This window comes from Legionella longbeachae, assembly GCF_004283175.1.
Taxonomy (GTDB): domain Bacteria; phylum Pseudomonadota; class Gammaproteobacteria; order Legionellales; family Legionellaceae; genus Legionella; species Legionella longbeachae.
In genome coordinates this window covers 157079-178332 of sequence record NZ_RXNW01000010.1, presented here as the reverse complement: position 1 = coordinate 178332, position 21254 = coordinate 157079, and the positions used below count along the sequence as shown (strand labels likewise).

The window sequence follows — 21254 nt, the reverse complement described above, 5'->3', positions numbered from 1 at the left end:
GAGTTTCCTATGGAACCAAAACAAGAGAAAGCCACAAATATTATTTCTCAAGGTGTTGAAATCCTAATTGAACGGTTGAGACAAGATGGGGTTAATGCCGGTAAACAGGAAGCGGCGCGATTGATTCGTGAAGCTCAAGAAAGAGCGAATAAAATATTTAATGATGCTCAGGCTAAATCGAAAGCAATGATGGATGAAGCACATCAATTGATTCAACAAGAAAAGAAAGCAGCAGAGGATGCCTTGCAACTAGCTGCACGAAATATGCGTCTTGAACTGAGACAAAATGTGATCGATCGATTTTCTCAAGAAGTGAAACGTTTAGTGCATAAGGATTTAGATAATCAGGAAATGTTGCGACAATTAATTCTTTTGGTTGCAATAGATACAGCAGAGCAGCTGCACGCATTTAAAGCTCAAAATATAGAGATTGAATTACCCAAACAAGTACTTGATTTTGACGAAATTAGAAAAAAACCAGAATTACTGGAAAAAGATCCATTGAAAACCCTGGTACAAAGCTTGACGAGGCAAATGCTAAGAGAAGGCATTAGTATAAGTATGGCACAAGAGAAAAGTATAACAGCAGGAATTAAAGTGCATCTAGTAGATGAAGAAATTGTTTTGGATTTAACTGAAGATGCGGTAAGTCGATTACTGATTAAGCATATGCAGCCTCGATTTCGGGCACTCTTGGAAGGATTATTGCAATGATGCCTCAATACTATACTGTAGTGTGTAGTCTGCCACGAATGAATGCGTCCTTCAAAATTCAAAAAACCCCTATTTCAAGGCTGCAATTGGAAAAACGCCTGATGCTGTTGCCTATAGAGAAACATACGGTGGCGGTGACCCTGGAATCCTTGGTTTGGACAAGCTGGTTTATGCCGCATCAACCTGTGGCCGATCTCAAGGATAGATTTCAACATATGATGGAGACCCAATCGATTTTTCTGCAAGAGATACTTACCTGGTTTTTTGATTTGCGCGGGGTTTTTGCAGCCCTACGGATGAGAAATGAAAAAAAAGATCCTCCTAACGATCCTCGAGAATATTGGATTACCCAGTGGAGTTATAAATTGATACGACATTGGAATGAGCCTGATTTTGGATTAAGGTCGAGATATCCTTGGCTTCCTAAAATTGCTCAAGATATTGCCCGCAAAGACACAGTTGCCGTTGAAGAATTTTTATTATCCTATATTTGGAAGTATCTATCGACTATAGAAACGGGCCATAATTTTGATTTTGAAGCAATTATTATTTATTTACTGCGATGGAATATCATTCATTATTGGTCACAGTTTGATAAGGAAAATGCATTAAATTGTTTGGATGAATTATCCAATTTATTACTGAACAAACAGAGTCTTAAAGAAATTATCTTGAACGACAAAGGGAGCGTGTCATGAAAGATAAATTACCTGAGCACCCAAGCCATGATGCCAGGGTGATTGCAATCCAGGAAGGAATTGTACAAATTCGACAACAAGGCCCTAAACCTATAATTAAAAACGAAATTATCTATATTTGTCCTCTGCAGCAGCAAGGGACTGTTCCTCAACGAATTATGGCGGAGATATTACACGTAAAAGGTGATACAGCAATCGCTCAAGTGTTTGAAGAAACAAGTGGTATCGCCATAGGTGATCGAGTGGAACAATCAGGACAACAGCTCTCAGTGACTTTAGGGCCTGGCTTATTAGGTATGATCTATGATGGCTTGCAAAATCCATTAATTAATTTTGCCAGCAAATATGGCTTTTTTTTACCTCGGGGTGTACGGGAGCATGCAATTGATCCCGAAAAAAAATGGGTGTTTTCCGCAGCAGTTCGTGCAGATGATACGGTGCATGGAGGCGGGATTTTGGGTGTGGTTCAAGAAGGACGGTTTACTCATAAAATCATGGTTCCATTTGATATGGGGCAAGACATTCACGTCGAGTGGATACAACAAGGCACTTTTACTGCAGATACACCTATAGCGAAACTCATAGATTTAGAAAATAATGTCCGTGAGGTGAGCATGCTACAAAAATGGCCTGTACGATTTCCGATTACGCAATTTTTGATGAAAAATGAGCTTATAGAACGTCTTTATCCTAGTGAACCCATGATAACTACATTGCGCTTAATTGATACGTTCTTTCCAATTGCGCGTGGTGGTACTGCGTGTATTCCGGGACCATTTGGCGCTGGAAAGACTGTTCTACAGAACTTAATTGCCCGTTATTCAGATGTAGATATTGTTATCATTGTTGCATGTGGCGAGCGTGCTGGTGAGGTCGTAGAAACAATTACTGAGTTTCCCAATCTTGTTGATCCCAAAATGGGGGGGACACTGATGGATAGGACCATCATTGTGTGCAATACTTCTTCAATGCCTGTAGCAGCTCGAGAAGCATCAATATATACCGGGATTACACTGGGTGAATATTATCGCCAGATGGGATTTAATGTATTGCTGATCGCAGACTCAACTTCCCGTTGGGCGCAAGCGATGAGGGAGACTTCAGGACGAATGGAAGAAATTCCTGGAGAAGAAGGTTTTCCTGCTTATTTAGATAGCAGTATTAGGGGACTCTATGAGCGAGCGGGTATTGTTCGATGCTGCGACCAAAAAATAGGGAGCCTCACCATAGTGGGTACAGTTTCTCCCGCAGGTGGAAATTTTGAAGAGCCGGTGACGCAGTCTACTTTAAATGCGGTGAAAACTTTTCTTGGTTTAAGTTATGATCGTGCCTATAAGCGTTTTTATCCTGCCGTTGATCCTTTAATTTCGTGGTCTCGTTATTTTGAGCAACTCAAGCCTTGGTTTGAAAGCAATCTTGAACCAATGTGGATTACTAAGGTTATGGAGATCACTAAGCTGTTGCATCAAGGACAAGAGATTTTTAATATGATGCAAGTAACGGGTGAAGAAGGCATTACGATGAGAGATTACATAAGTTATCAGAAATCGCTTCTATTTGATATGACCTATTTGCAACAAGATGCTTATGATTCAATCGATGTGTCCGTTCCCATAAACCGACAAAAAGAATTTTTTAATCTTCTGCATGACATTATTACAAAAGATTTTGAATTTACAGAGAAAGAGCAAGCACGTAATTTCTTTGTGAAGCTCACGGGGTTATTAAAGAATTTAAATTACTCTCCATTAAATTCTGATGCTTTTATAAATTATTACAATAATATAATCCAGTTGACTCAATTGTAGTTATTTTTGGAACGTGAGGATAAAAGCAGTTGTGAAGTGGTTATCTACTCCCAAATCCTCAAAGTATGAGCGCGCTTTATCAATGCGCTATTCAAGCACAACATGGAGACCCTCAGATGTGATTCAATTTTGTGAGGATCTCTCAGGAACAAGTCGCGGCATGCGGGTGGGGAGGAATTGTCAACACGCCTTAATTAGAGTCTTATGGTTTTTGGTTGATCTATCTAACTTAATAATCAAATAATTTTTTTAGTGATCAGCTCTATGCCTTTCTTGTAACTATTGCACGCCAGTGCTTCCTCACCAAGTTTTTCATGCAGCGTTCCCTTGGCTTCATAGGCTAAAGGTGTAGGCTCAATTTCATTGGATTTTTCAAGGTAATATTTTGCTTTTCCCCAGAGTTGGAGCTTAATGCACAGTTGGCCTAGACATAAATAAAGAGCTGCTGAATGGGGTTTTTTTTTCAATAGGGATTCAGCAAAAGTCAGTTGATGTTCATCGGCAGGTAACATGGCGTAAAGCTCGATCAGTCGTGGATTAAAGTCCTTGCGCAATGTACGGTATACTAGGTTTTTTGCTGTGGTGAATTCATTATTTTTTAATAGAAAACGCGTATACTCTGCAATAACTTCGGGATTATTAACTATAGTTTTAGGGATGCTCTGAAAGAAAGAATTTACTGCACTGGATTGATTTTGTTTGGCAAGATCGCGCAATCTTTGCAAATAAGTATCATATTGTATTTGTTCAAATTCTTGTTGATTAATAACTTTATATTTTTTTAAATCCGGCAAAAGAGTAATGAGTTGTGGCCAATCCCTTATTTCCTGATAGAGTCGCATCATCAGCATTAACACATAGGGATGGCGTGGCGCAATAGTATGTAAATGCTTTAATGTTGCCAAAGCTTGTTCCCATTGATGATTCGATAATTGCAATTCTGCCTGGGTTAATTCAACTGCAATTTTAGCTTCAGGCATGGATTGCTGTGCTTCGCGTAAGTAATCATCACGTAATTGATTATCGCCCATTTTTTGAGCTGCTCGCGCCGCGGTTAAATAATTAAGTAAAGGCGTATCTGAATTGGGTAGCCCTTGGATTAAATGATTTTTTGCTTTTACCCAGTTGCCTTCACTATATTCAATTAATCCTTTGCGGGTAATGGCCTGTGCTTTTCGAAATCGTTTTCTTGCATGCCATCGAGTTAATTTACTTGGGGTAAGAGAGATTTTCTGGCAGATACCCAAAAAAAGATAAACGATCATAAATAAAAGAATTAGGGTAAAAATAGCGACCCAAACAGTAGTTTCTATGGTCCAATGGTTTATTGCAATTAATACATAACCAGGATCTTTGTTAAGTTGGATGCCTAGAATTACCGCCGCCAATAAGATTAAGAAGGCAAAAAGAACACGTATCATTGCTGATTTCCTCCTTGTTCATTATTTGTGGATTGAGAGGCTGTTCCTTTTTTACTCGCAATCAACTCGTTGAGCATGGGAAGTGCTAAGCCCAAAGGTGGCTTTTTTTGAGTAATACTGATTTGCTGTAATTCAGTCAATTTTTTGATAAGAGAAGCCGTATTTTGTGTGTTTTCATTAAAATTTGCTTTAAGCGTGTTAATGGCCTGTTTAAGAACCAGTTGATAAACAAAAGTGTCATGATTAAGAACGGCCCATTGAGCTTCCTGGAGGTTGAGACGTAGATTTTCTTTAAGTGCAGCTTCAAGTAATGGGGAGATAAGCGGTTTAACCTCTTGATCATGGCGACGGATTACCACCAGTTTACCTAATATATTCATACTTTCTTGTAAATGCGTACCCCAGTCAGAGGGATTATTGGATGATTTTTTTGATTCATCCATGGAAGGGTTGCTTTCGTTTTCAGGCAAGGGGATATTGAGATCATTAATGTTGTTTTGTGCTGCATCTAATTGACTGAGTAACCCGGCAATATCTACAGGAGGTATCGCTTGAATCTGTGCTATATCTTTCGCTATTGCTTGTCTTATTGCAAAGACCTTAGGTTCGTTAAATTGCTTTAAAAGCTGATCTGCTTGCTCCAATTGTGCTATTGTTGCATCAGAGCTATTACTCCAGTGGGCATTAATTTGTGCCAGTTCGAGATAATAGCGTGCTTTAAGAAAAAGCCAATCTTGATTTTGATAAAATCTTTGGCTCATCGCATTTTGTAATTGTTTGCTTAGAGTATCAAATTTTGTTTGAAATTGGCTTTGAATTTCCTCGCTATTTTTTGATTTTGCATTAGTTATTTCTTGAATTTTAATTTGTTTTTGTTCTAATTGTTTTAATTCTTCAGAGAAATTAGTGTTTGCAGTGGCCAATTGATCGTGCAACTGGTTATTTAAGAACAGGGTATATGTAGTAATGGCTAAAGACCCTAGTGCAATGATGAGTGCTACAACAGGTATTATGAAATTGCTTTTAGAAGCAAAAGAATTATTGCTGTGGGACTTTGGTTCTTTATTTTGCTCCATACCTGATGTTTTTTTTACTTTTTGCATCTGTTCCTCATTGCTATTGGCCATAGTTAATCCTTGTTTACGTAGTCAAACAATGTATTCAGCACCTGATTAGGGTGAATTATATTAATCTTATGTATTCCTAATGAAGAGGCAATTTGAGCGATACGCTCACTAATAACTAGCCATCTTTTGCTTTTTAGCCAATCGTGAGCCTCTTTATCAAATATTTTGAAAAGGTTAAGCAGAGACTGTTCGCTTGTTAACAGTATAATATCCACCAAGTCATCGCGCCATATCGATTGCACAAGTAAAGGACTTGGTTTTGGCATAACTCTTTGATATACCTTTAAAATAACTAGCTTAGCTCCTTTTTGCATCAGTTGCTCTTCAATGAGCGGTCTGCCTTCTTTTCCTTTAAATAGTAGCACGTTTTGATTTTCCAGGTGTTGTAATGTGTCTAATGACAATAAATGTTCACTATTAGGGAATTCAGGGATGGCACTCACCTGGATGTTAAATTTTTGCAGCGAGGAGGCTGTTCCTTGGCCAATTGCAATGACCTGGATTGATGTAGGCCAATTTATCTGCAGTTGATTTAGTTGAGTAAAGCAATAATGAACCGCATTAGCGCTAATAAAAATAGCATGCGTCACGTTGTCCAAGTTCGGTAACAAATCAACCCAATCGCTATTTGATGCTTGAATTTCCAGGGCAGGGAGCTCTATAGCAATTCCTCCTGAAGCACGAATGCTTTCGGTGAGCTTATGTGCTTGCTCTTGAGGTCGGGTATTTAAAATGCGCAAACCATTAAGCGACCGCTTCATCGTGGACTAACCGATGCGAGAAGATTGGCAGCCCCTTGGGCGATTAGGGATTGGGAACAGCGATCGGCCATGTTAGTTGCCTGCGCAAAAGAGCCCATTTGGGTGTCTGCGATAGTTTGGGATCCATCAATGGTCAGAATTTTTGCTTGCAGCAAAAGTTGATTCTTTTCAATAGGCGTGCAGAAAACTGCTAATGGAATATGGCAATTTCCGCCTAATTGTGCATTAACTTGTCGTTCTGTGTGTACACAAAGCGATGAAATAGGATCATTTAATTCAGCAACCAGCGCCAGGGTTTCTTGATCATCTGTTCTGCATTCGATTGCTAAAGCCCCTTGTCCACATGCAGGCAACATAATCTCTGTAGGTAATTGTTCAGTAATCACATGAGTGAACCCCATGCGTTCAAGACCCGAAGCAGCAAGGATGATCGCTTGATATTCTCCAGCCCTGAGCTTTTCAAGTCGTGTGTTGATATTGCCTCGCAAAGGTTTCACACATAAATCAGATCTATAAGCTAATAATTGCGATTGCCTTCTTAGGCTTGCTGTACCAATGATGGCGCGTTCAGGTAATGTCTGTAGGCTGGTATAATGATGGCTGACAAGGGCATCAAAGGGGTTATCTCTTTTGCAAATTGCGGCCAGACACAGTCCGTGGGGAAATTCTGCAGGCATGTCTTTTGATGAATGTACGGCAAAATCTGCTCTTTTATCCAGTAATGCTTCTTCTAATTCTTTGACAAATAAACCTTTTCCTCCAACAGCTAAAAGTTTATCCTTGAGAAACTTATCTCCAGATGTGGTCATAGGTAATAATTCAATATTGAGCTTTGGCCATTTGTTTAATAATAGTTGTCGTACATAATTTGCTTGCCATAGAGCGAGAGGACTTTGACGTGTTGCTATACGTATTATTCTTGAATTCATTTTAATACTGCATTCAGGAGGAATGCAGTATCATACCCTTTTCATGATAAGGATGCACGCACTCCAAGGGCTATAAAAATATAGGTCCAGCCATTAATTATCATATCAATAGCAATAAACATTCCTATAACCCAGAGACCACTAATTGGCCATTGAATGAGAATTAACAGGCCAAGGATAATGGCGGTAATCCCGGCGAACAACAACCATCCCCAGCCATGCGCTTCTTTGAACGATAGCGCTAAAACGATTCGAGTGATACCAATAATAATAAGGACTATGGCTAATAAGGCTGTAATGAGTGTGGAGGCTAAAAAGGGATCATAAAAGACAATCACCGCCCCAACCAGGTATAAAAAGGCGATTATTGCTTGCCAGAAGATCCCCTGCCAGTCTTGATGTTTAAATATATCTATGAAATGAGATAGTGCGGAAACAATTAGTAAAGCAGCAAAAAAATACATACTGACAAGGGTTAAACCAATCACCATGCCTAACCCAATAAAACCTAGAAAAACAAGTAATATTCCTAATCCCAGAAGCCAACCCCAGTTATGTCTCAGGGTATTTGGCATGTGCATACCATTTTTTGTCATGTCCATTTCCTTTTGTATCATCCATTAATAATCAATAATGCCCATAGAAATATAACCTAAATTTCAAAGGGTTGTCGAATTTTTAAGAATAATCGATTCCTAAAATGTATGGTATTTCATATTAAAATATCCGCATGGCCTTAGGAAGCGGTGCTCGGGGCAATCGTGTATGAGAGCTATGAAAATTTATTCACTCCAGGATTATATTGAGAATCTGAGCGTAGGATGCACATCGCTGCAAGTGTGGCTGATGACAGAAATTTCATCTTATTGAAAAAATTTTTCGAATTATCCCTCGTAAAAATAGTTTATCTACTCATTGAACCAATTAAAATCCATAAGTACAATCTTTTCACTTTTTGAAAGATACACGTCATTTGTTGTCAATAATTGTATCGTTATAAACTCTATAGAGAAATCAATATGCCAAAAATTTTAGATGGTCATGTGTATCAAGAGATGGAAAATGAGCTTAATAATCTTTTCGATCAAATATATAAACATAATAAAAAAGACAGAACTCAAATCACATCACAAGTTCAGCAGTTTTTAGACAATTTAAGTGAATCCATTAGGGATCATTCACGCTTATTATTTACAAAAATTTCTCCAGAAGAAATTATTTATCACAAAGAGAATAAGCCTGGGGATTCACGGGATAAATTCCAAAACCTCGATAAGATGACCCATTATTTTAACAATCTATCCGCCCTGATTAATTTCTCGGTCATGCAGCAAGAAGATCCTACGCTACGGGTTTTTTATTATGACATGTACATTCAATTAATGAATTTTTGCTATCTTAAAGGCGATTTATTTGGTGCTGGTGCGATTTATACCGGGTTGATAGCAAATAATCTCCCCAACTCCATTGATCAGAAAAAATTAAGCTCTGAGAGCCGCTTGATTTGGAACGCACGTGAAGTGGAATTGACTCGACTGTTCAATTTATCAACTACTTATAAAGCACACATGGATTTAAAAGAAAAATTACAAACCCCTTTTATTCCAGTATTATCATCAATTCTTCCTGTTCAAATATATACTAAAGATGCGTACGATAATTCAGTCAGTGAGCATAATAGAATTCAGGATGGTTTGCGTAAGTTGGATTTGGAACATAATAAGATGCTGAATCGTATGCAATTAGAATCTTTTTCCTGGTCAAAACCTTATTATGATTATATGAAAAAGGTCTATCTCCCACAAAGTATATCGGAGTACACCAAGCTTGTAAGAGAACACGAAGAACTGATAGTTGATCATGGTGGCCCTATTGCCAAGCAGTTTCATCAAGATAAAAACTCAAAACCTTTAGTGAATTTTGTCGAGTCGACATTATTAGAAAATCAATTGGTTCTGAAGTTATCTCCTTTCCAAAATCAGAGAATTGTCGATATGCTTTCAGAAATTGATGTAGTAAAAAGTGAGTGTCTAGACTTACCCCAGTTTGATGAGCTCTCCTGGAAGATGAGAGAAATGAATTGCACCTTGGTAAAAGCAAAATCCATTGGAGAGTATACGACCAAAATTTTTGCCAGTCTGGATACGCCTCCCATCGAAGAAAATATGCATGAAAATCCAATCCCAGTTGGTTCGGAAGAACTACGTCCAGAAGATCTCTACCAGCCTTATCCTCATACCGGTCTGAAATTAATGCTTGAGCTTGAACGAGCTATAACAGAACACAAACCAACTATTGGCTCACCAGGTACTGTTAATTGTGGCTTTTTTAGCAGAGCCAAAAGAGGAAATAAGAATGTGAATTTGGAAACAATGGATCTGAAGATTATGGATGTTGGTGACGTAGACCATGGTGAAATCGAGTTACGCGATCACACTATTATGGTCCTGGTTTAGTTCAGGCGTGTTCGGCATAAATGCATTTCATGCCTTTATGTCGAATGATTTTTTCTATTCTTTTAATTTCATTATCTGGAAAAAAAAATCACTTCTCTGTATTATCATTGCTTATTATCATGATGGTGTAGGGGCATGAGGTTACGATTTTTGCTTTCATTGTATTGTTTTTCATTGATGGTGTATGCTAGTAATGAAACGCAACAACAGGAAATTCAATTAAGAATTCAACCTATAGGCCAAGTATCTGTACAAAATGAAGTCAAATCAGAAAATAAAACTACGCGTGATGAAGAACTTGGACAAGAAATATATGAACGATACTGCGTTGTCTGTCATAAGGATGGCCTGGCTGGAGCACCTAGATTTAGAAATGAACAAGATTGGAAGCCCAGATTGACAGGGAGAACGTTGGATGACTTAATTGCATCTTCACTTAAAGGTTTAAATGCTATGCCAGCAAAAGGCACTTGTATTAAATGTAATGAAGATGATCTTAAAGCTGCCATATCCTATATGTTGCCAAAATCATGAGAAAAAATACTTATCGAAAATTTCAAACATTCAATGCAGCATTGACCGCATTTGTACTATTCGCCTCTTTCTATTTTGAATATGTTGTTGGATTGATGCCTTGTCCATTATGCATGATGCAGCGTATTTGTGTTTTTTTATTATTGGCGATTATGGGCGTAAGTTTTTACACGTTAAAAAAGGCTCATATTATTTGTGTCTTGCAAATCATCTTCGCATGTGCGGGCTTATATTTTTCGTTACGCCAATTATGGTTGCAGTCTTTACCGGTGGGAAAGGCACCCGCGTGTATGCCGGGTTTAGACGTTTTAATTCGTTATTTTCCCTGGCAGACAGTGGTCAAAACTCTGTTTTTAGGAACTGGTGACTGTGCTGAAGTCAATTGGCGGTTGTTAGGAATTTCAATGCCTGGTTGGAGTGCGCTGTATTTTTTATTTATAGCATTGATGGGATGCTTTTTGTTTTGGCATACACGAAAAAGCGCTCTCCATGAAAATTTCTAAGCTATAAAGTATTTATCACGAGTAATTTTTTATTGGGTCTCGCAACGTTACTTGTTGTCGATCATTAAGTTGCTTCCGGCGAACTCGTTAGATCAATATGCTCGCGTTTTTACAAGGCAAGCACTAAATTGTTTTTGAAGTATTAAACTGCAAATTTTGACTCGTGCAATCTGTATGATGTTCTTGCTGCCCAAGCAAAGTGTGCGATAAAGAAGGTACCACTTGATTTTTTTCAGAATGAGAAAATCGGAACATTTGGCTTTTAAACTGGATAATACGCATAGCCGATTCGTCGGATTGGGGAAATGCTACATTTTGCAATAATTCCAAGAGTATATGTCGTGGTTGGTGGCAGACGATCAACATATCACAACCTGCATTAAGTGCTTCTTCAGCGCGTGTCTTTAAATTACCTATATCCGCACCGGTCATACTCAAGCAATCGCTCAAAATCAAACCGGTAAATCCTAACTCGTGGCGTAAAATTTCTTGTAACCAAATCGCTGAAAAGCCAGCCGGTTTATTGGCGTCCACAGCCTTATAAGTCACATGAGCAGGCATGATCGCGCTTAAACGCTCGTTGCTTATTAACTCAATAAATGGTTTTAAGTCCCTGCTTTTCAATTGATCAAAAGAAGCAGTGGAAACAGGCATTGTGGTGTGTGAATCGGAACTGATCCGACCATGTCCAGGAAAGTGTTTGCCTACGGCAGGCATTCCTACAGTATTCATTCCCTCAATGAATGCGTTTGCCAGAGCTGTAACTGCATCAGGATCATGGTGGAAAGAGCGATCTAAGTGAGCAATAATAGGACTCATGTCATGTAAATCAAGAACAGGTGCAAGGCTTAAATCAACACCACACGTTAATAAATCCTTGGCCATGACCTCTCCATACTGTCTTGCGAGTTTAATCCCTGCTTCGGGGGATAGGTCATATACATCACCATAGACACGAGCAGCGGGTAAAGCGCGGAAGCCATGGCGTAAAAAGCGCTGGATAAATCCGCCTTCATGATCAGTAGCTATGAAAATATCTGGATTGAGCGCGTGAATTTCCGAGGTTAATTTTTCTAATTGTTCTGGATTAGCGAAGTTGCGGGTGAAAAGAATGACCGCTCCAAGGTTAGGGTGTTTCAAGATTTTTCGTTCAATATCAGAAAGCTCAGTGCCTTCAAGATCAATCATAAATAAATTAGAGTTTGAACCGGGCATATTGGAATCCTTATTAGAATTTGGGTAACTTTCATCACTGTAGCCTGTATCCATGCAGATTTTTTCTAAGCTTTGAAGCTGTGGTGAATGGTTACGAATGTCGATGAATAAGGCGGTGCTTTCATCAATTTTGCGCATGATATCATAAATTGCATAATTTTTAATATGCCTCAAGCTGGTAATCTAAGTTTGACTTAGATATGATCGCATGTTTTGAGTTATTTTTATCAAATGAAAACTTTCTCCTGCCAGGTGTTACATAAACACTCAGCTACTAAGGCACGCGTGACGCGTGTTGTTACCGCCCATGGTGAATTTATTACCCCTGTTTTTATGCCAGTAGGTACCCGAGCGGGTGTCAACAATATGACTCCAGTTGAATTGCATGAGGCACATAGCCAAATTATTTTAGGGGGTAACACCTATCATATGTTATGTGCACCAGGAATGAAAGTTATTGAGCAAGCAGGAGGGATGCATCCTTTTATGGGATGGCATGGCCCTATGTTAACCGATAGTGGTGGTTTCCAAGTTTTTAGTTTATCCAAGAATAATGAAATTTGTACTATTGATGAAGAGGGGGCGCATTTTAAATTGCCTGGCAGTCAGGGCTTGATTCACATGACGCCAGAGATGTCCTTGGAAACTCAGAAAATTATTGGTGCTGACATAATTATGGCATTTGACCAATGTACTCCAGATAGTTGTACCAGGGATGAAGTGAGTCATATCATGACGCGCACGCATCGCTGGTTAAAGCAATCAATGGATTATCATCGTCAATACCCCAATTCACTATATGGATATGAGCAAGCGCTTTTTGGCATAATTCAAGGCGGAACTTTTAAAGATCTGCGCCGTGAAAGCGCAGATTTTGTAACTTCAATGAACCCAGACGGTATTGCTATAGGCGGCGAAACCATAGGATTTAATATGGTCACTACAGTGGAAGTCATCCGCTGGGTTCACGATTATTTACCTGAAAATAAACCTCGTTATACCATGGGTGTTGGAATGTCGCCGCAGGATCTCTTGGATGTGGTGGCAGAAGGAGTCGATATGTTTGATTGTGTAGCGCCAACTCGTAATGCGCGCCATGGTTCCTTGTATTGTGGTGAGCTTGTACGGGAAGGTAACTGGTTGCGTTTTGCCAGTGAGTATGAAAACGAGCGAATTCAAATAAAAAAATCATGTTTTGCTGATGATATGTCACCAATAATGGCACAATGTACCTGTTATACATGTCGCCATTACTCACGTGCTTATTTGCATCAGCTCTCAAAGCAAAAAACAAATTTATTTACGGCATTAGCGAGTATTCATAATGTTCATGTCATGCATGATGTTTGTGATAAAATGCGTGATTTGATAATTAATGAGAGCGCTTTATAACTATGCCTTTTATGGCGTTAGTGAATGTTATTTCAAGCATCGGAGTTAAAATTCACAAGATATAAAAGTACTGAAAATTTTTATATCCCCAAATAGGCGCTATTTAGCATTAACTTAAAAATGACAGGAGCGATAATGATTGTAATTAGTACATCTAAAGGTGATATCCATATACAGTTAGATACAGAAAATACCCCGGCAACAGCAGAAAATTTTCTAAAATATGTGCGCAGTGGTTTTTATAATAATACGATTTTTCACCGTGTTATTGCGGGGTTTATGATTCAGGGGGGGGGGCTTGATTCAGATATGAAACAAAAGACAACTCATGAGCCTATCAAAAATGAAGCAAAGAATGCGAAACCCAATAAGCGAGGTTCAATCGCAATGGCTAGAACCATGGACCCTCATTCGGCAACCGCTCAATTTTTTATTAATGTTGTTGATAATCCATTTTTAAATTACAGCGGTGATCATATGCAGGGATATGGTTATTGTGTTTTTGGCGAAGTTGTTGAAGGCATGGATGTTGTGGACGCTATTGCCAAAGTAAAAACTGGGCAGCATATGGGGCATGCAGATGTGCCTGTAGAAGAAATAAGTATTGTCGATGTGAAAGAGATATAGTAAGGGCCGTTTGGTTTGGTTCCAAACAAAAGCAAGGATGCGCGGCGACCACATACTAATGTATGCTGCGCTTATTTAAAATAATTTCTCTCAACCTGAACTCAAATCCAACCGTTCGTAAACATATTCATGGGTCTAAGCCATTGTAAATTCTGTAAAAAAACTGGGTAAAAGTTCGGAAAACCACGTAGCGGGATTTTCCTTTCTATCAAATCAGGATTATCGCTTGCGCTTTTTGATGCTTTCTGAATAATCGAAAATGGGTATTTCAATATGAAAGAAAATCGCAACGAGGCGAGCGGTAAAAATACTGGCAAATGTAATGATGACATTAATATTTTCGGGGACAAGAGAATAGTCTAGAGTGATAAAAAGAAGTGCACCAGCAAGTGCAATTACTGCATAAAGTTCTTTTCTTAACACCAAGGGAATATCATTACATAAAATATCGCGTAACATCCCCCCACAGATCCCTGTAATCATGCCACTAATAATCGCGATACTGGGTGACAATCCGTGATGAAGTGCTTTTTGAGTGCCAATAATGACAAAGGTAGATAAGCCTAATGCATCAAGGATTAAAAAGAGCTTAAGAATCCGGATTAGGGAATGGGCAATAAATATCGTTAGGAAAGCGCATAACGATGTATATATGAGGTACTCAGGATGAACAACCCAAGTTAATGGGTACGTGTTAAATAATGTATCTCTTACAGTTCCACCACCTAATGCAGCAATACTTGCAATAAGCATAACACCGAAAAAGTCCATTTTTTTTCGTCCCGCTGCCAATGCCCCCGTGATCGCTTCAACGCAAATACCTATGATAAATAAATAATGAAGTAACATTTGAATTTAGTGTTTTTTTAAAACGCAATAATAACACTATTGGGCCAAATGGAGAAATATTAAAGCTTATAAAAATGTTTTGCTGAAGCTAACGCTAAATCAATAATTTTTTTTGATTGATCTTCATTGGCATCAATCAGGTTGACGTCATTAATTAGCTCCAATAAAAAACGAGATATTTCTTGTTCTGATAAGGAGCTGTTATAGAGACATGATGCCTTTACGAAGAGGTAGTGAAGCAAATTTTTGTTAATAGAAATTTTATCTTGCGAAACGCCTTGATCATGGTGAGGATCGCCAAATAGTAACCAACCAGGAGAAACTTGAAGTTTTGCAGCAATATCTACCAGTTTAATCGGTTCAGGAATAGCTTCGCCACGAAGATACTTACGACATATCTGTAGTGAATAACCGGTGATTTCAGAAAGCTTATGGATACATACTCCAGAGGTAGAGCGCTGGGAGTGGTAGCCCGCAGTAATCATTGCATCACGCAAGCGATCAGCGAATTGTTTCGCAAGGTTTTTTTTTTCCATAGGAGTGCTGGGACAGAAATTTGCAATGGCATTAGTATAACAAAATGAAAATTTTGCGCAAACAAAAACAATATTTAGAAACCAAAGGTTTCTTTTAGAAATTTAAAGTTGACAATAAGATCCAAATCATTATAATGTGCAGCTGAAACCCCAAAAAGGTTTCCACATTGTCCAAAGAAAACATGTGACGCTTGATGGAACAAGTTCACATATAAAGTCCAAATAAATGAGAAAGTGGTAGAAACATAGCACTTAACCTCGCAATAAGTGCCTGAGTGATTCCCTTCGCTCAGGCCTTTCTTGCAAATGTGGTATCAAAATAGTGGGTAGGGAGTTCAAAATGATATGATTTCAAATGTACCGGCTTAAAAGAGGCAAGAACTCTAATTTTTTGTTATATATCTTTTAATAAACTCACTAGTAAATTAATGGAGTTAGCAAGAGTTATCTGCTCATTTTCGTCTAAAGCTTGCAGGTTTTCATTTAATCTATTGTGGAGAAGGTATGGGGCTGCTCCTACGAATTCTCTGCCTTTTGCAGTTATATCAATATAGATAATGCGGCGATCTTTAATATCTCGCGTGCGAAGGACAAATTCTTTTTCTTCCAATCGATCGATTACCCCTACTAAAGTACTCATTGATGAATACACTCTTTTAGAAAGAGTCGAGATGGTCATAATCCCATTCTCATAAATTTCATACAGGCATACGATTTGTGGTACGGTTAAACCATAGCATTTATTCAACCTTCGTGAATGAAAATCCATTTGCTGCATGATCTTGCGTAAGGCAAGCATGATACTCCTGGAGCGTTGTTCAGATTGCGTCTCACGCTGTTCATTTTTCTCGTTAGTGTCTTTTAAAATATTATTCATGGATGATCATTCAAAGATTGAAGGTTGAAAAAAAATATATTAACCGTTAGTATCCTTAAATAATTTGTATACGAATTATATCAATAGATATGAATATTCAAGGCACTATCTATTGTACCTGACTATTCATTCTAACTATATAGAGCTCCTCAAAAATATCGAAGAGCGTGACTTGCCAATGGCATCCAATAATAATAAAAAGAAGGATTAATTATGCGAAGTCAACTCAACGAATCCTTATCAAAATTAACTGATGATATTTCTCAATCCGACAGTCAAGAAGAAATTTGTTTTAATAGTGGAGGAGTGCTCACTTTAGGTGTGGAAATTGAGCTGCAACTCATCGATGCAGAAACCTACAATTTGTGTTCGAGAGCAGAGGATATTCTTGCTGCGATGTCTCATCTGGAAAAAATCAAGCCAGAATTTTACTTAAGTACCATTGAAGTAAACACAAACAAATGTGGGAGCGTTCAGGAGGTTGAAGATGATCTTTATGCAACATTATTTGAACTTCAACATGTATCAAAAAAGCTTGGAATTTTACTTTCAACGACAGGTTCCCATCCATTTTCTAAATATTGCGACTGGGAAATTTCTCCAACAGCCCGTTATTTAGACTTAATTGACCGTAACCAATGGCTTACACGCCGTATGAGCGTCTACGGCTTACATGTACATCTAGGTATGTCCAGCGGGGAGGAATGCATACGGTTTAATAACTTTTTTATGTATTTTCTTCCCCATTTGTTAGCCCTTTCTTCCAGTTCTCCATTTTGGCAAGGTATAGACACTGGACTCGCTTCATGTCGCCCGACTACGTATGAGGCGCTTCCTACAGCGGGTCAACCTTACCATGTCCGTTCATGGCAAGATTTTGAACATTTATATAAAACACTAAAATCATGTGGCTCTATAAAGTCGCTCAAGGATTTATGGTGGGATCTAAGGCCAAGCCCAAATTTTGGAACATTAGAGATTCGTGTCTGTGATGGTACGGCGACACTTGCAGAAACATTGGCTCTAGTTGCCTTGATACATGCTCTGGCTCATTGGTTTGCCGATAATGGAAGTTGGCTTGAGTCCGTAGCCTATCCTCCTTATTGGCTTTCTCGAGAAAACAAATGGAGGGCAATCCGATATGGCCTGGATGCAGAATTGGTGATGAACACAGAGGGTAAAATCAAATTAATGCGTGAAGATATCAATGAGTGGATAGAAAAGTTAAAACCTTATATCGAGCAACTTAACTATCAAACCTATTTTGCTACCCTTCAATCGATTATGAGTTCAGGAACAAGTACTGAGCGTCAAAGAAAAGTATTCACGTACAATAAAAGTTTTAAAGATGTTGTGAAGCATAATGTGAGTGAATTTTTGCTTCAAGTTCCTTTATATAGGCGGGAGTTGATTGTTTCTTGAACAAAATTAGGAGTTAATCATTGAAATCATTTGCTTTGTAACATCACCTTATTATATACTTGCTGGCAATATAGATGCAGGTTAGTTTATAGGCACGTAGCTCAGTGGTAGAGCACCACCTTGACATGGTGGTGGTCGGTGGTTCGATCCCACTCGTGCCTACCATGCAACTGAATTAGTATTTCAGAAGTGGTCACTTTTGTCGTAGTGATGCCTGAAGCTAAATCCATTAAAAAGTTTTAAGCCCTGCCATGCAGGGTTTTTTTTTAGATGCTTACGGATAAAATCATGCCAAACATTAAATTGCCTGATGGAAGTGTAAAACAGTTTGAAGCGCCTTTAACTGTATATGATGTCGCCCACAGTATAAGTCCTGGGCTTGCTAAGGCTGCTTTGGCGGGTCGTGTTGATAACCGATTAGTTGATACTTCTTATCTGATTGAAAATGATAGTGCATTAGTGATTCTTACTGAAAAACAAGAAGAGAGCCTTGAGATTATTCGTCATTCTACTGCTCATTTATTGGCACAAGCTGTTAAAAGTATTTTTCCTTCGGCTCAAGTAACTATTGGTCCAGTGGTTGAAGATGGTTTTTATTACGATTTTGCTTTTCAAAGAGCCTTTACTCCCGATGATCTGGAATTAATTGAAGCTAAAATGGCGGAGCTGGCAAAAGCAAATTATCCTGTGACGCGCAGGGAATTGCCACGTGACGAAGCAATCCAGTATTTTAAGAGTATTGGAGAAGAATACAAAGCGAAGATTATTGCTGATATTCCTAAAGATGAAGTGCTCTCGTTATACAAACAAGGCGATTTTGAAGACCTATGCCGTGGCCCCCATGTTCCTGCAACGGGTTTTTTAAAAGCGTTCAAATTGACAAAGTTAGCAGGAGCCTATTGGCGTGGTGACTCAAATAACGAGATGTTACAGCGTATTTATGGAACTGCTTGGGCGGATAAAAAGGCACTGGCTGATTATTTGTTCCGCCTGGAAGAGGCTGAAAAACGTGATCATCGTAAGTTGGGTAAGAGTCTTGAGTTGTTTCACTTTCAAGATATTGCCCCTGGAATGGTTTTTTGGCATCCCAAAGGATGGACTATTTATCAAGAATTAGAGCGTTATATGCGTCATCGCTTAGCTGATTTCGGTTATCAAGAAATTAGAACACCGCAGCTCGTAGATCGCGTTCTCTGGGAAAAGTCAGGACATTGGGCAAATTTTAGAGATGAGATGTTTGTTACCGAGACAGAAAATCGTCACTATGCGGTGAAGCCAATGAATTGTCCTTGCCACGTTCAAGTGTTTAATCAAGGATTAAAAAGTTACAGAGATTTACCTCTAAGATTTTCAGAGTTTGGTAATTGCCACAGATGTGAACCATCGGGATCATTGCATGGTCTTATGCGGGTTCGCAATATGGTTCAAGATGATGCTCATATCTTCTGTACGGAAGATCAAATTCAATCTGAAGTAGCCATGATGTTAGAGCTTGTTCAATCGGTATATACTGATTTTGGATTCAATGAGATTAAATATCGCTTGGCATTACGTCCAGAAAAACGAGTGGGCAGTGATGAAGTATGGGATAAAGCCGAAGCGGCGTTAAAACAAGCAATGAAAGAAAGAAATATAGAATGGGTAGATGCACCTGGTGAAGGCGCTTTTTATGGGCCCAAAATTGAGTGCTCCTTATCTGATTGCTTGGGTAGAATTTGGCAATGTGGCACGATACAAGTTGATTTTTCGATGCCAGGGCGTCTGGATGCTATTTATATTGCCGAAGATGGTAGCAAACAAACTCCAGTCATGTTGCATCGTGCTATCCTGGGATCATTTGAACGCTTTATGGGGATTTTGATCGAGCACTATGCAGGAAAGTTGCCTTTGTGGCTGTCGCCGGTGCAAGCAATCATCATGACAATTAGTGAAAAACAGAGCGAGTATGCAGAAAAAGTAACACAAATTTTGCAAAAAAATGGAATTCGTGCCAACTTTGACTTGAGAAATGAGAAAATTGGTTTTAAAATTCGCGAGCATACTTTACAAAAAATCCCATATCTATTAGTAATAGGGGATAAAGAAGTTGAGTCAGGCCAGGTGGCTGTACGTACACGAGAAGGTACAGACTTGGGTTTGATGACAATAGATACAATTTGTGATACCTTGATGCAAGAAATCGCGCATAAAGGGTCAATTGTTAATTAATAAGCAGGGGGGATTAAACCATTAGTGCACCAACTAAGCGTGAAAGTGATCGCGCACGAATTAATGAACAGATCAATGTACCTGAGGTACGCTTAATTGATGTCGATGGTAATCAGGCAGGAATTGTTTCCACGCGTGAAGCCCTGCGTGCAGCGGAAGAAGGTGGATTGGACTTAGTGGAAATTTCTCCAACAGCCAAACCTCCCGTATGCCGTATTATGGATTATGGCAAGTTTCTCTTTGAGCTGAGTAAAAAACAAGCTGAAGCTAGAAAGAAGCAGAAGCAAATTCAGGTTAAAGAATTAAAATTCCGTCCAACAACGGAAGATGGAGATTATCAGGTCAAGCTACGCAACCTGATCCGTTTCCTAAATCATGGTGATAAAGTCAAAATTACACTGCGTTTTCGTGGTCGTGAGATGGCTCATCAAGAGCTGGGCATGAAAATTCTTGAGCGTATTCAGCAGGATACAGCTGAGTTTGCAATTGTGGAGCAGCATGCAAAACGTGAAGGAAGACAGCTACTGATGGTATTATCGCCCAAAAAAACTAAAAGCTGAGTGAATGCGGAGTATATTGTTATGCCGAAGTTGAAGTCACATCGCGGAGCGTCAAAACGCTTCCGTAAAACTGCAAGTGGCGCGATTAAACGTCGCGGTGCTTATAGAAATCATATCCTCACTAAAAAGTCTACCAAGCAAAAACGACAGTTACGTGTCGAAGCTGGAACTTTAAAGCCATGCGATGCACGTTTGGCAGAACGTATGTTGCACGGTAGTTAAGGAGGAAATGAAAAATGCCAAGAGTTAAACGTGGTGTGATCGCCAAAGCGCGTCACAAAAAGGTTATGGATCAAGCAAAAGGTTATTACGGTGCTCGTAGTCGAACCTATCGCATGGCCAAACAAGCAGTAATTAAAGCAGGTCAATACGCATATCGAGATAGACGTCAGAAAAAACGCCAGTTTCGTGCATTGTGGATCACTCGTATTAATGCACAGGCTCGTGAGTGTGGTTTATCCTACAGCCGTTTAATTGATGGATTGAAAAAAGCATCAATAGAATTGGATAGAAAAGTATTGGCTGATCTGGCTGTTCATGACAAAGTGGCTTTTGCTGCAATTGCGGAACAAGCTAAGGCTGCATTAGCAAAATAGCCTTTAAATGTGTTCTTTTCC

At 39.0% G+C, this 21254-nt stretch carries 22 protein-coding genes and 1 tRNA gene; 14 read left to right on the top strand and 9 right to left on the bottom strand.

Annotated features, from left to right (window positions below; genetic code table 11):
- Window positions 1-9: 9 nt before the first annotated feature.
- Genes EKG34_RS11735 through EKG34_RS11725 form a run of 3 tightly spaced genes read left to right on the top strand, consistent with a single transcriptional unit; the run spans window position 10 to window position 3220 of the window.
- Window positions 10-714 carry a hypothetical protein gene (locus tag EKG34_RS11735; RefSeq protein ID WP_003633311.1) on the top strand — a complete coding sequence of 235 codons (705 nt, stop codon included), beginning with the start codon at window positions 10-12 and terminating at the stop codon, window positions 712-714.
- Window positions 711-1412 carry a DUF2764 family protein gene (locus EKG34_RS11730; RefSeq protein WP_003633308.1) on the top strand — a complete coding sequence of 234 codons (702 nt, stop codon included), beginning with the start codon at window positions 711-713 and terminating at the stop codon, window positions 1410-1412. Before EKG34_RS11735 ends, EKG34_RS11730 begins: the two co-directional genes overlap by 4 nt.
- Window positions 1409-3220 (top strand): V-type ATP synthase subunit A, encoded by a 1812-nt coding sequence (locus EKG34_RS11725; protein WP_003633306.1) that lies wholly within the window; start codon window positions 1409-1411, stop codon window positions 3218-3220. The genes EKG34_RS11730 and EKG34_RS11725 overlap by 4 nt, the downstream gene beginning before the upstream one ends.
- 236 nt (window positions 3221-3456) lie before the next feature.
- Here EKG34_RS11725 and EKG34_RS11720 read toward each other — a convergent pair whose 3' ends face one another.
- Genes EKG34_RS11720 through EKG34_RS11700 form a run of 5 tightly spaced genes read right to left on the bottom strand, consistent with a single transcriptional unit; the run spans window position 3457 to window position 8054 of the window.
- Window positions 3457-4641, bottom strand: coding sequence for a heme biosynthesis HemY N-terminal domain-containing protein (locus EKG34_RS11720; RefSeq protein ID WP_003633305.1), 1185 nt, complete (start codon window positions 4639-4641; stop codon window positions 3457-3459).
- A complete protein-coding gene (locus EKG34_RS11715; protein WP_003633304.1) occupies window positions 4638-5768 on the bottom strand; it encodes a uroporphyrinogen-III C-methyltransferase in 1131 nt (376 codons plus the stop codon). Before EKG34_RS11715 ends, EKG34_RS11720 begins: the two co-directional genes overlap by 4 nt.
- 2 nt (window positions 5769-5770) lie before the next feature.
- Window positions 5771-6529, bottom strand: a complete 759-nt coding sequence (locus EKG34_RS11710; protein ID WP_003633303.1) for a uroporphyrinogen-III synthase — start codon at window positions 6527-6529, stop codon at window positions 5771-5773.
- Window positions 6526-7458, bottom strand: a complete 933-nt coding sequence (gene hemC / locus EKG34_RS11705; RefSeq protein ID WP_003633302.1) for a hydroxymethylbilane synthase — start codon at window positions 7456-7458, stop codon at window positions 6526-6528. The genes EKG34_RS11710 and hemC overlap by 4 nt, the downstream gene beginning before the upstream one ends.
- A gap of 41 nt (window positions 7459-7499) precedes the next feature.
- The gene (locus tag EKG34_RS11700) at window positions 7500-8054 is read right to left on the bottom strand and encodes an HdeD family acid-resistance protein (RefSeq protein ID WP_003633301.1); all 555 of its coding nucleotides are present in this window, start codon (window positions 8052-8054) and stop codon (window positions 7500-7502) included.
- Between the two features lie 423 nt (window positions 8055-8477).
- Here EKG34_RS11700 and EKG34_RS11695 point away from each other — a divergent pair, with 423 nt between their 5' ends.
- The 3 genes from EKG34_RS11695 (at window position 8478) to EKG34_RS11685 (ending at window position 10951) form a co-directional block, all read left to right on the top strand.
- Window positions 8478-9914 carry a RasGEF domain-containing protein gene (locus EKG34_RS11695; RefSeq protein WP_003633299.1) on the top strand — a complete coding sequence of 479 codons (1437 nt, stop codon included), beginning with the start codon at window positions 8478-8480 and terminating at the stop codon, window positions 9912-9914.
- Between the two features lie 135 nt (window positions 9915-10049).
- Window positions 10050-10448 carry a c-type cytochrome gene (locus tag EKG34_RS11690; RefSeq protein ID WP_003633296.1) on the top strand — a complete coding sequence of 133 codons (399 nt, stop codon included), beginning with the start codon at window positions 10050-10052 and terminating at the stop codon, window positions 10446-10448.
- Window positions 10445-10951 carry a disulfide bond formation protein B gene (locus EKG34_RS11685; RefSeq protein WP_003633293.1) on the top strand — a complete coding sequence of 169 codons (507 nt, stop codon included), beginning with the start codon at window positions 10445-10447 and terminating at the stop codon, window positions 10949-10951. Before EKG34_RS11690 ends, EKG34_RS11685 begins: the two co-directional genes overlap by 4 nt.
- Before the next feature lie 123 nt (window positions 10952-11074).
- Here the strand turns inward: EKG34_RS11685 and nagZ are convergent, their stop codons facing one another.
- A complete protein-coding gene (nagZ, locus tag EKG34_RS11680) occupies window positions 11075-12304 on the bottom strand; it encodes a beta-N-acetylhexosaminidase (protein ID WP_223800095.1) in 1230 nt (409 codons plus the stop codon).
- Window positions 12305-12397: 93 nt separating this feature from the next.
- On the opposite strand from nagZ, the gene tgt reads away from it, so the two are divergent.
- Complete coding sequence (tgt, locus tag EKG34_RS11675; protein ID WP_003633290.1) at window positions 12398-13558, top strand: tRNA guanosine(34) transglycosylase Tgt; 1161 nt, start codon at window positions 12398-12400, stop codon at window positions 13556-13558.
- A 135-nt stretch (window positions 13559-13693) separates the two neighbouring features.
- Window positions 13694-14185 (top strand): peptidylprolyl isomerase, encoded by a 492-nt coding sequence (locus tag EKG34_RS11670; protein WP_003633287.1) that lies wholly within the window; start codon window positions 13694-13696, stop codon window positions 14183-14185.
- Between the two features lie 219 nt (window positions 14186-14404).
- On the opposite strand, the gene EKG34_RS11665 is transcribed toward EKG34_RS11670, so the two are convergent.
- The 3 genes from EKG34_RS11665 to EKG34_RS11655 all read right to left on the bottom strand — a co-directional run bounded on the left by EKG34_RS11665 (window position 14405) and on the right by EKG34_RS11655 (window position 16447).
- On the bottom strand, window positions 14405-15034 hold the full coding sequence (locus EKG34_RS11665; RefSeq protein WP_003633285.1) for a trimeric intracellular cation channel family protein: 630 nt from the start codon (window positions 15032-15034) through the stop codon (window positions 14405-14407).
- A 59-nt stretch (window positions 15035-15093) separates the two neighbouring features.
- Window positions 15094-15570, bottom strand: a complete 477-nt coding sequence (locus tag EKG34_RS11660; RefSeq protein ID WP_003633283.1) for a helix-turn-helix domain-containing protein — start codon at window positions 15568-15570, stop codon at window positions 15094-15096.
- Between the two features lie 394 nt (window positions 15571-15964).
- Window positions 15965-16447, bottom strand: coding sequence for a MarR family winged helix-turn-helix transcriptional regulator (locus EKG34_RS11655; RefSeq protein WP_003633281.1), 483 nt, complete (start codon window positions 16445-16447; stop codon window positions 15965-15967).
- Window positions 16448-16660: 213 nt separating this feature from the next.
- On the opposite strand from EKG34_RS11655, the gene EKG34_RS11650 reads away from it, so the two are divergent.
- The 6 genes from EKG34_RS11650 (at window position 16661) to rplT (ending at window position 21233) form a co-directional block, all read left to right on the top strand.
- Complete coding sequence (locus tag EKG34_RS11650; protein WP_003633280.1) at window positions 16661-17869, top strand: carboxylate-amine ligase; 1209 nt, start codon at window positions 16661-16663, stop codon at window positions 17867-17869.
- A gap of 90 nt (window positions 17870-17959) precedes the next feature.
- Window positions 17960-18034: transfer RNA gene (locus tag EKG34_RS11645), tRNA-Val, on the top strand.
- Window positions 18035-18157: 123 nt separating this feature from the next.
- Complete coding sequence (thrS, locus tag EKG34_RS11640) at window positions 18158-20077, top strand: threonine--tRNA ligase (RefSeq protein ID WP_003633279.1); 1920 nt, start codon at window positions 18158-18160, stop codon at window positions 20075-20077.
- Between the two features lie 20 nt (window positions 20078-20097).
- Window positions 20098-20637 (top strand): translation initiation factor IF-3, encoded by a 540-nt coding sequence (gene infC, locus EKG34_RS11635; RefSeq protein WP_035904588.1) that lies wholly within the window; start codon window positions 20098-20100, stop codon window positions 20635-20637.
- A gap of 21 nt (window positions 20638-20658) precedes the next feature.
- Window positions 20659-20859 carry a 50S ribosomal protein L35 gene (gene rpmI, locus EKG34_RS11630; RefSeq protein WP_003633277.1) on the top strand — a complete coding sequence of 67 codons (201 nt, stop codon included), beginning with the start codon at window positions 20659-20661 and terminating at the stop codon, window positions 20857-20859.
- A 14-nt stretch (window positions 20860-20873) separates the two neighbouring features.
- The gene (gene rplT, locus EKG34_RS11625) at window positions 20874-21233 is read left to right on the top strand and encodes a 50S ribosomal protein L20 (protein WP_003633276.1); all 360 of its coding nucleotides are present in this window, start codon (window positions 20874-20876) and stop codon (window positions 21231-21233) included.
- Window positions 21234-21254 lie beyond the last annotated feature (21 nt).

What these genes read in the sequence shown, in the direction of transcription:
- EKG34_RS11735 (WP_003633311.1), top strand. Translation starts at nt 10, where the DNA reads ATGGAACCAAAACAAGAGAAAGCCACAAATATTATTTCTCAAGGTGTT.
- EKG34_RS11730 (WP_003633308.1), top strand. Translation starts at nt 711, where the DNA reads ATGATGCCTCAATACTATACTGTAGTGTGTAGTCTGCCACGAATGAAT.
- EKG34_RS11725 (WP_003633306.1), top strand. Translation starts at nt 1,409, where the DNA reads ATGAAAGATAAATTACCTGAGCACCCAAGCCATGATGCCAGGGTGATT.
- EKG34_RS11720 (WP_003633305.1), bottom strand. Translation starts at nt 4,641, where the DNA reads ATGATACGTGTTCTTTTTGCCTTCTTAATCTTATTGGCGGCGGTAATT.
- EKG34_RS11715 (WP_003633304.1), bottom strand. Translation starts at nt 5,768, where the DNA reads ATGGCCAATAGCAATGAGGAACAGATGCAAAAAGTAAAAAAAACATCA.
- EKG34_RS11710 (WP_003633303.1), bottom strand. Translation starts at nt 6,529, where the DNA reads ATGAAGCGGTCGCTTAATGGTTTGCGCATTTTAAATACCCGACCTCAA.
- hemC (WP_003633302.1), bottom strand. Translation starts at nt 7,458, where the DNA reads ATGAATTCAAGAATAATACGTATAGCAACACGTCAAAGTCCTCTCGCT.
- EKG34_RS11700 (WP_003633301.1), bottom strand. Translation starts at nt 8,054, where the DNA reads ATGACAAAAAATGGTATGCACATGCCAAATACCCTGAGACATAACTGG.
- EKG34_RS11695 (WP_003633299.1), top strand. Translation starts at nt 8,478, where the DNA reads ATGCCAAAAATTTTAGATGGTCATGTGTATCAAGAGATGGAAAATGAG.
- EKG34_RS11690 (WP_003633296.1), top strand. Translation starts at nt 10,050, where the DNA reads ATGAGGTTACGATTTTTGCTTTCATTGTATTGTTTTTCATTGATGGTG.
- EKG34_RS11685 (WP_003633293.1), top strand. Translation starts at nt 10,445, where the DNA reads ATGAGAAAAAATACTTATCGAAAATTTCAAACATTCAATGCAGCATTG.
- nagZ (WP_223800095.1), bottom strand. Translation starts at nt 12,304, where the DNA reads ATGCGCAAAATTGATGAAAGCACCGCCTTATTCATCGACATTCGTAAC.
- tgt (WP_003633290.1), top strand. Translation starts at nt 12,398, where the DNA reads ATGAAAACTTTCTCCTGCCAGGTGTTACATAAACACTCAGCTACTAAG.
- EKG34_RS11670 (WP_003633287.1), top strand. Translation starts at nt 13,694, where the DNA reads ATGATTGTAATTAGTACATCTAAAGGTGATATCCATATACAGTTAGAT.
- EKG34_RS11665 (WP_003633285.1), bottom strand. Translation starts at nt 15,034, where the DNA reads ATGTTACTTCATTATTTATTTATCATAGGTATTTGCGTTGAAGCGATC.
- EKG34_RS11660 (WP_003633283.1), bottom strand. Translation starts at nt 15,570, where the DNA reads ATGGAAAAAAAAAACCTTGCGAAACAATTCGCTGATCGCTTGCGTGAT.
- EKG34_RS11655 (WP_003633281.1), bottom strand. Translation starts at nt 16,447, where the DNA reads ATGAATAATATTTTAAAAGACACTAACGAGAAAAATGAACAGCGTGAG.
- EKG34_RS11650 (WP_003633280.1), top strand. Translation starts at nt 16,661, where the DNA reads ATGCGAAGTCAACTCAACGAATCCTTATCAAAATTAACTGATGATATT.
- thrS (WP_003633279.1), top strand. Translation starts at nt 18,158, where the DNA reads ATGCCAAACATTAAATTGCCTGATGGAAGTGTAAAACAGTTTGAAGCG.
- rpmI (WP_003633277.1), top strand. Translation starts at nt 20,659, where the DNA reads ATGCCGAAGTTGAAGTCACATCGCGGAGCGTCAAAACGCTTCCGTAAA.
- rplT (WP_003633276.1), top strand. Translation starts at nt 20,874, where the DNA reads ATGCCAAGAGTTAAACGTGGTGTGATCGCCAAAGCGCGTCACAAAAAG.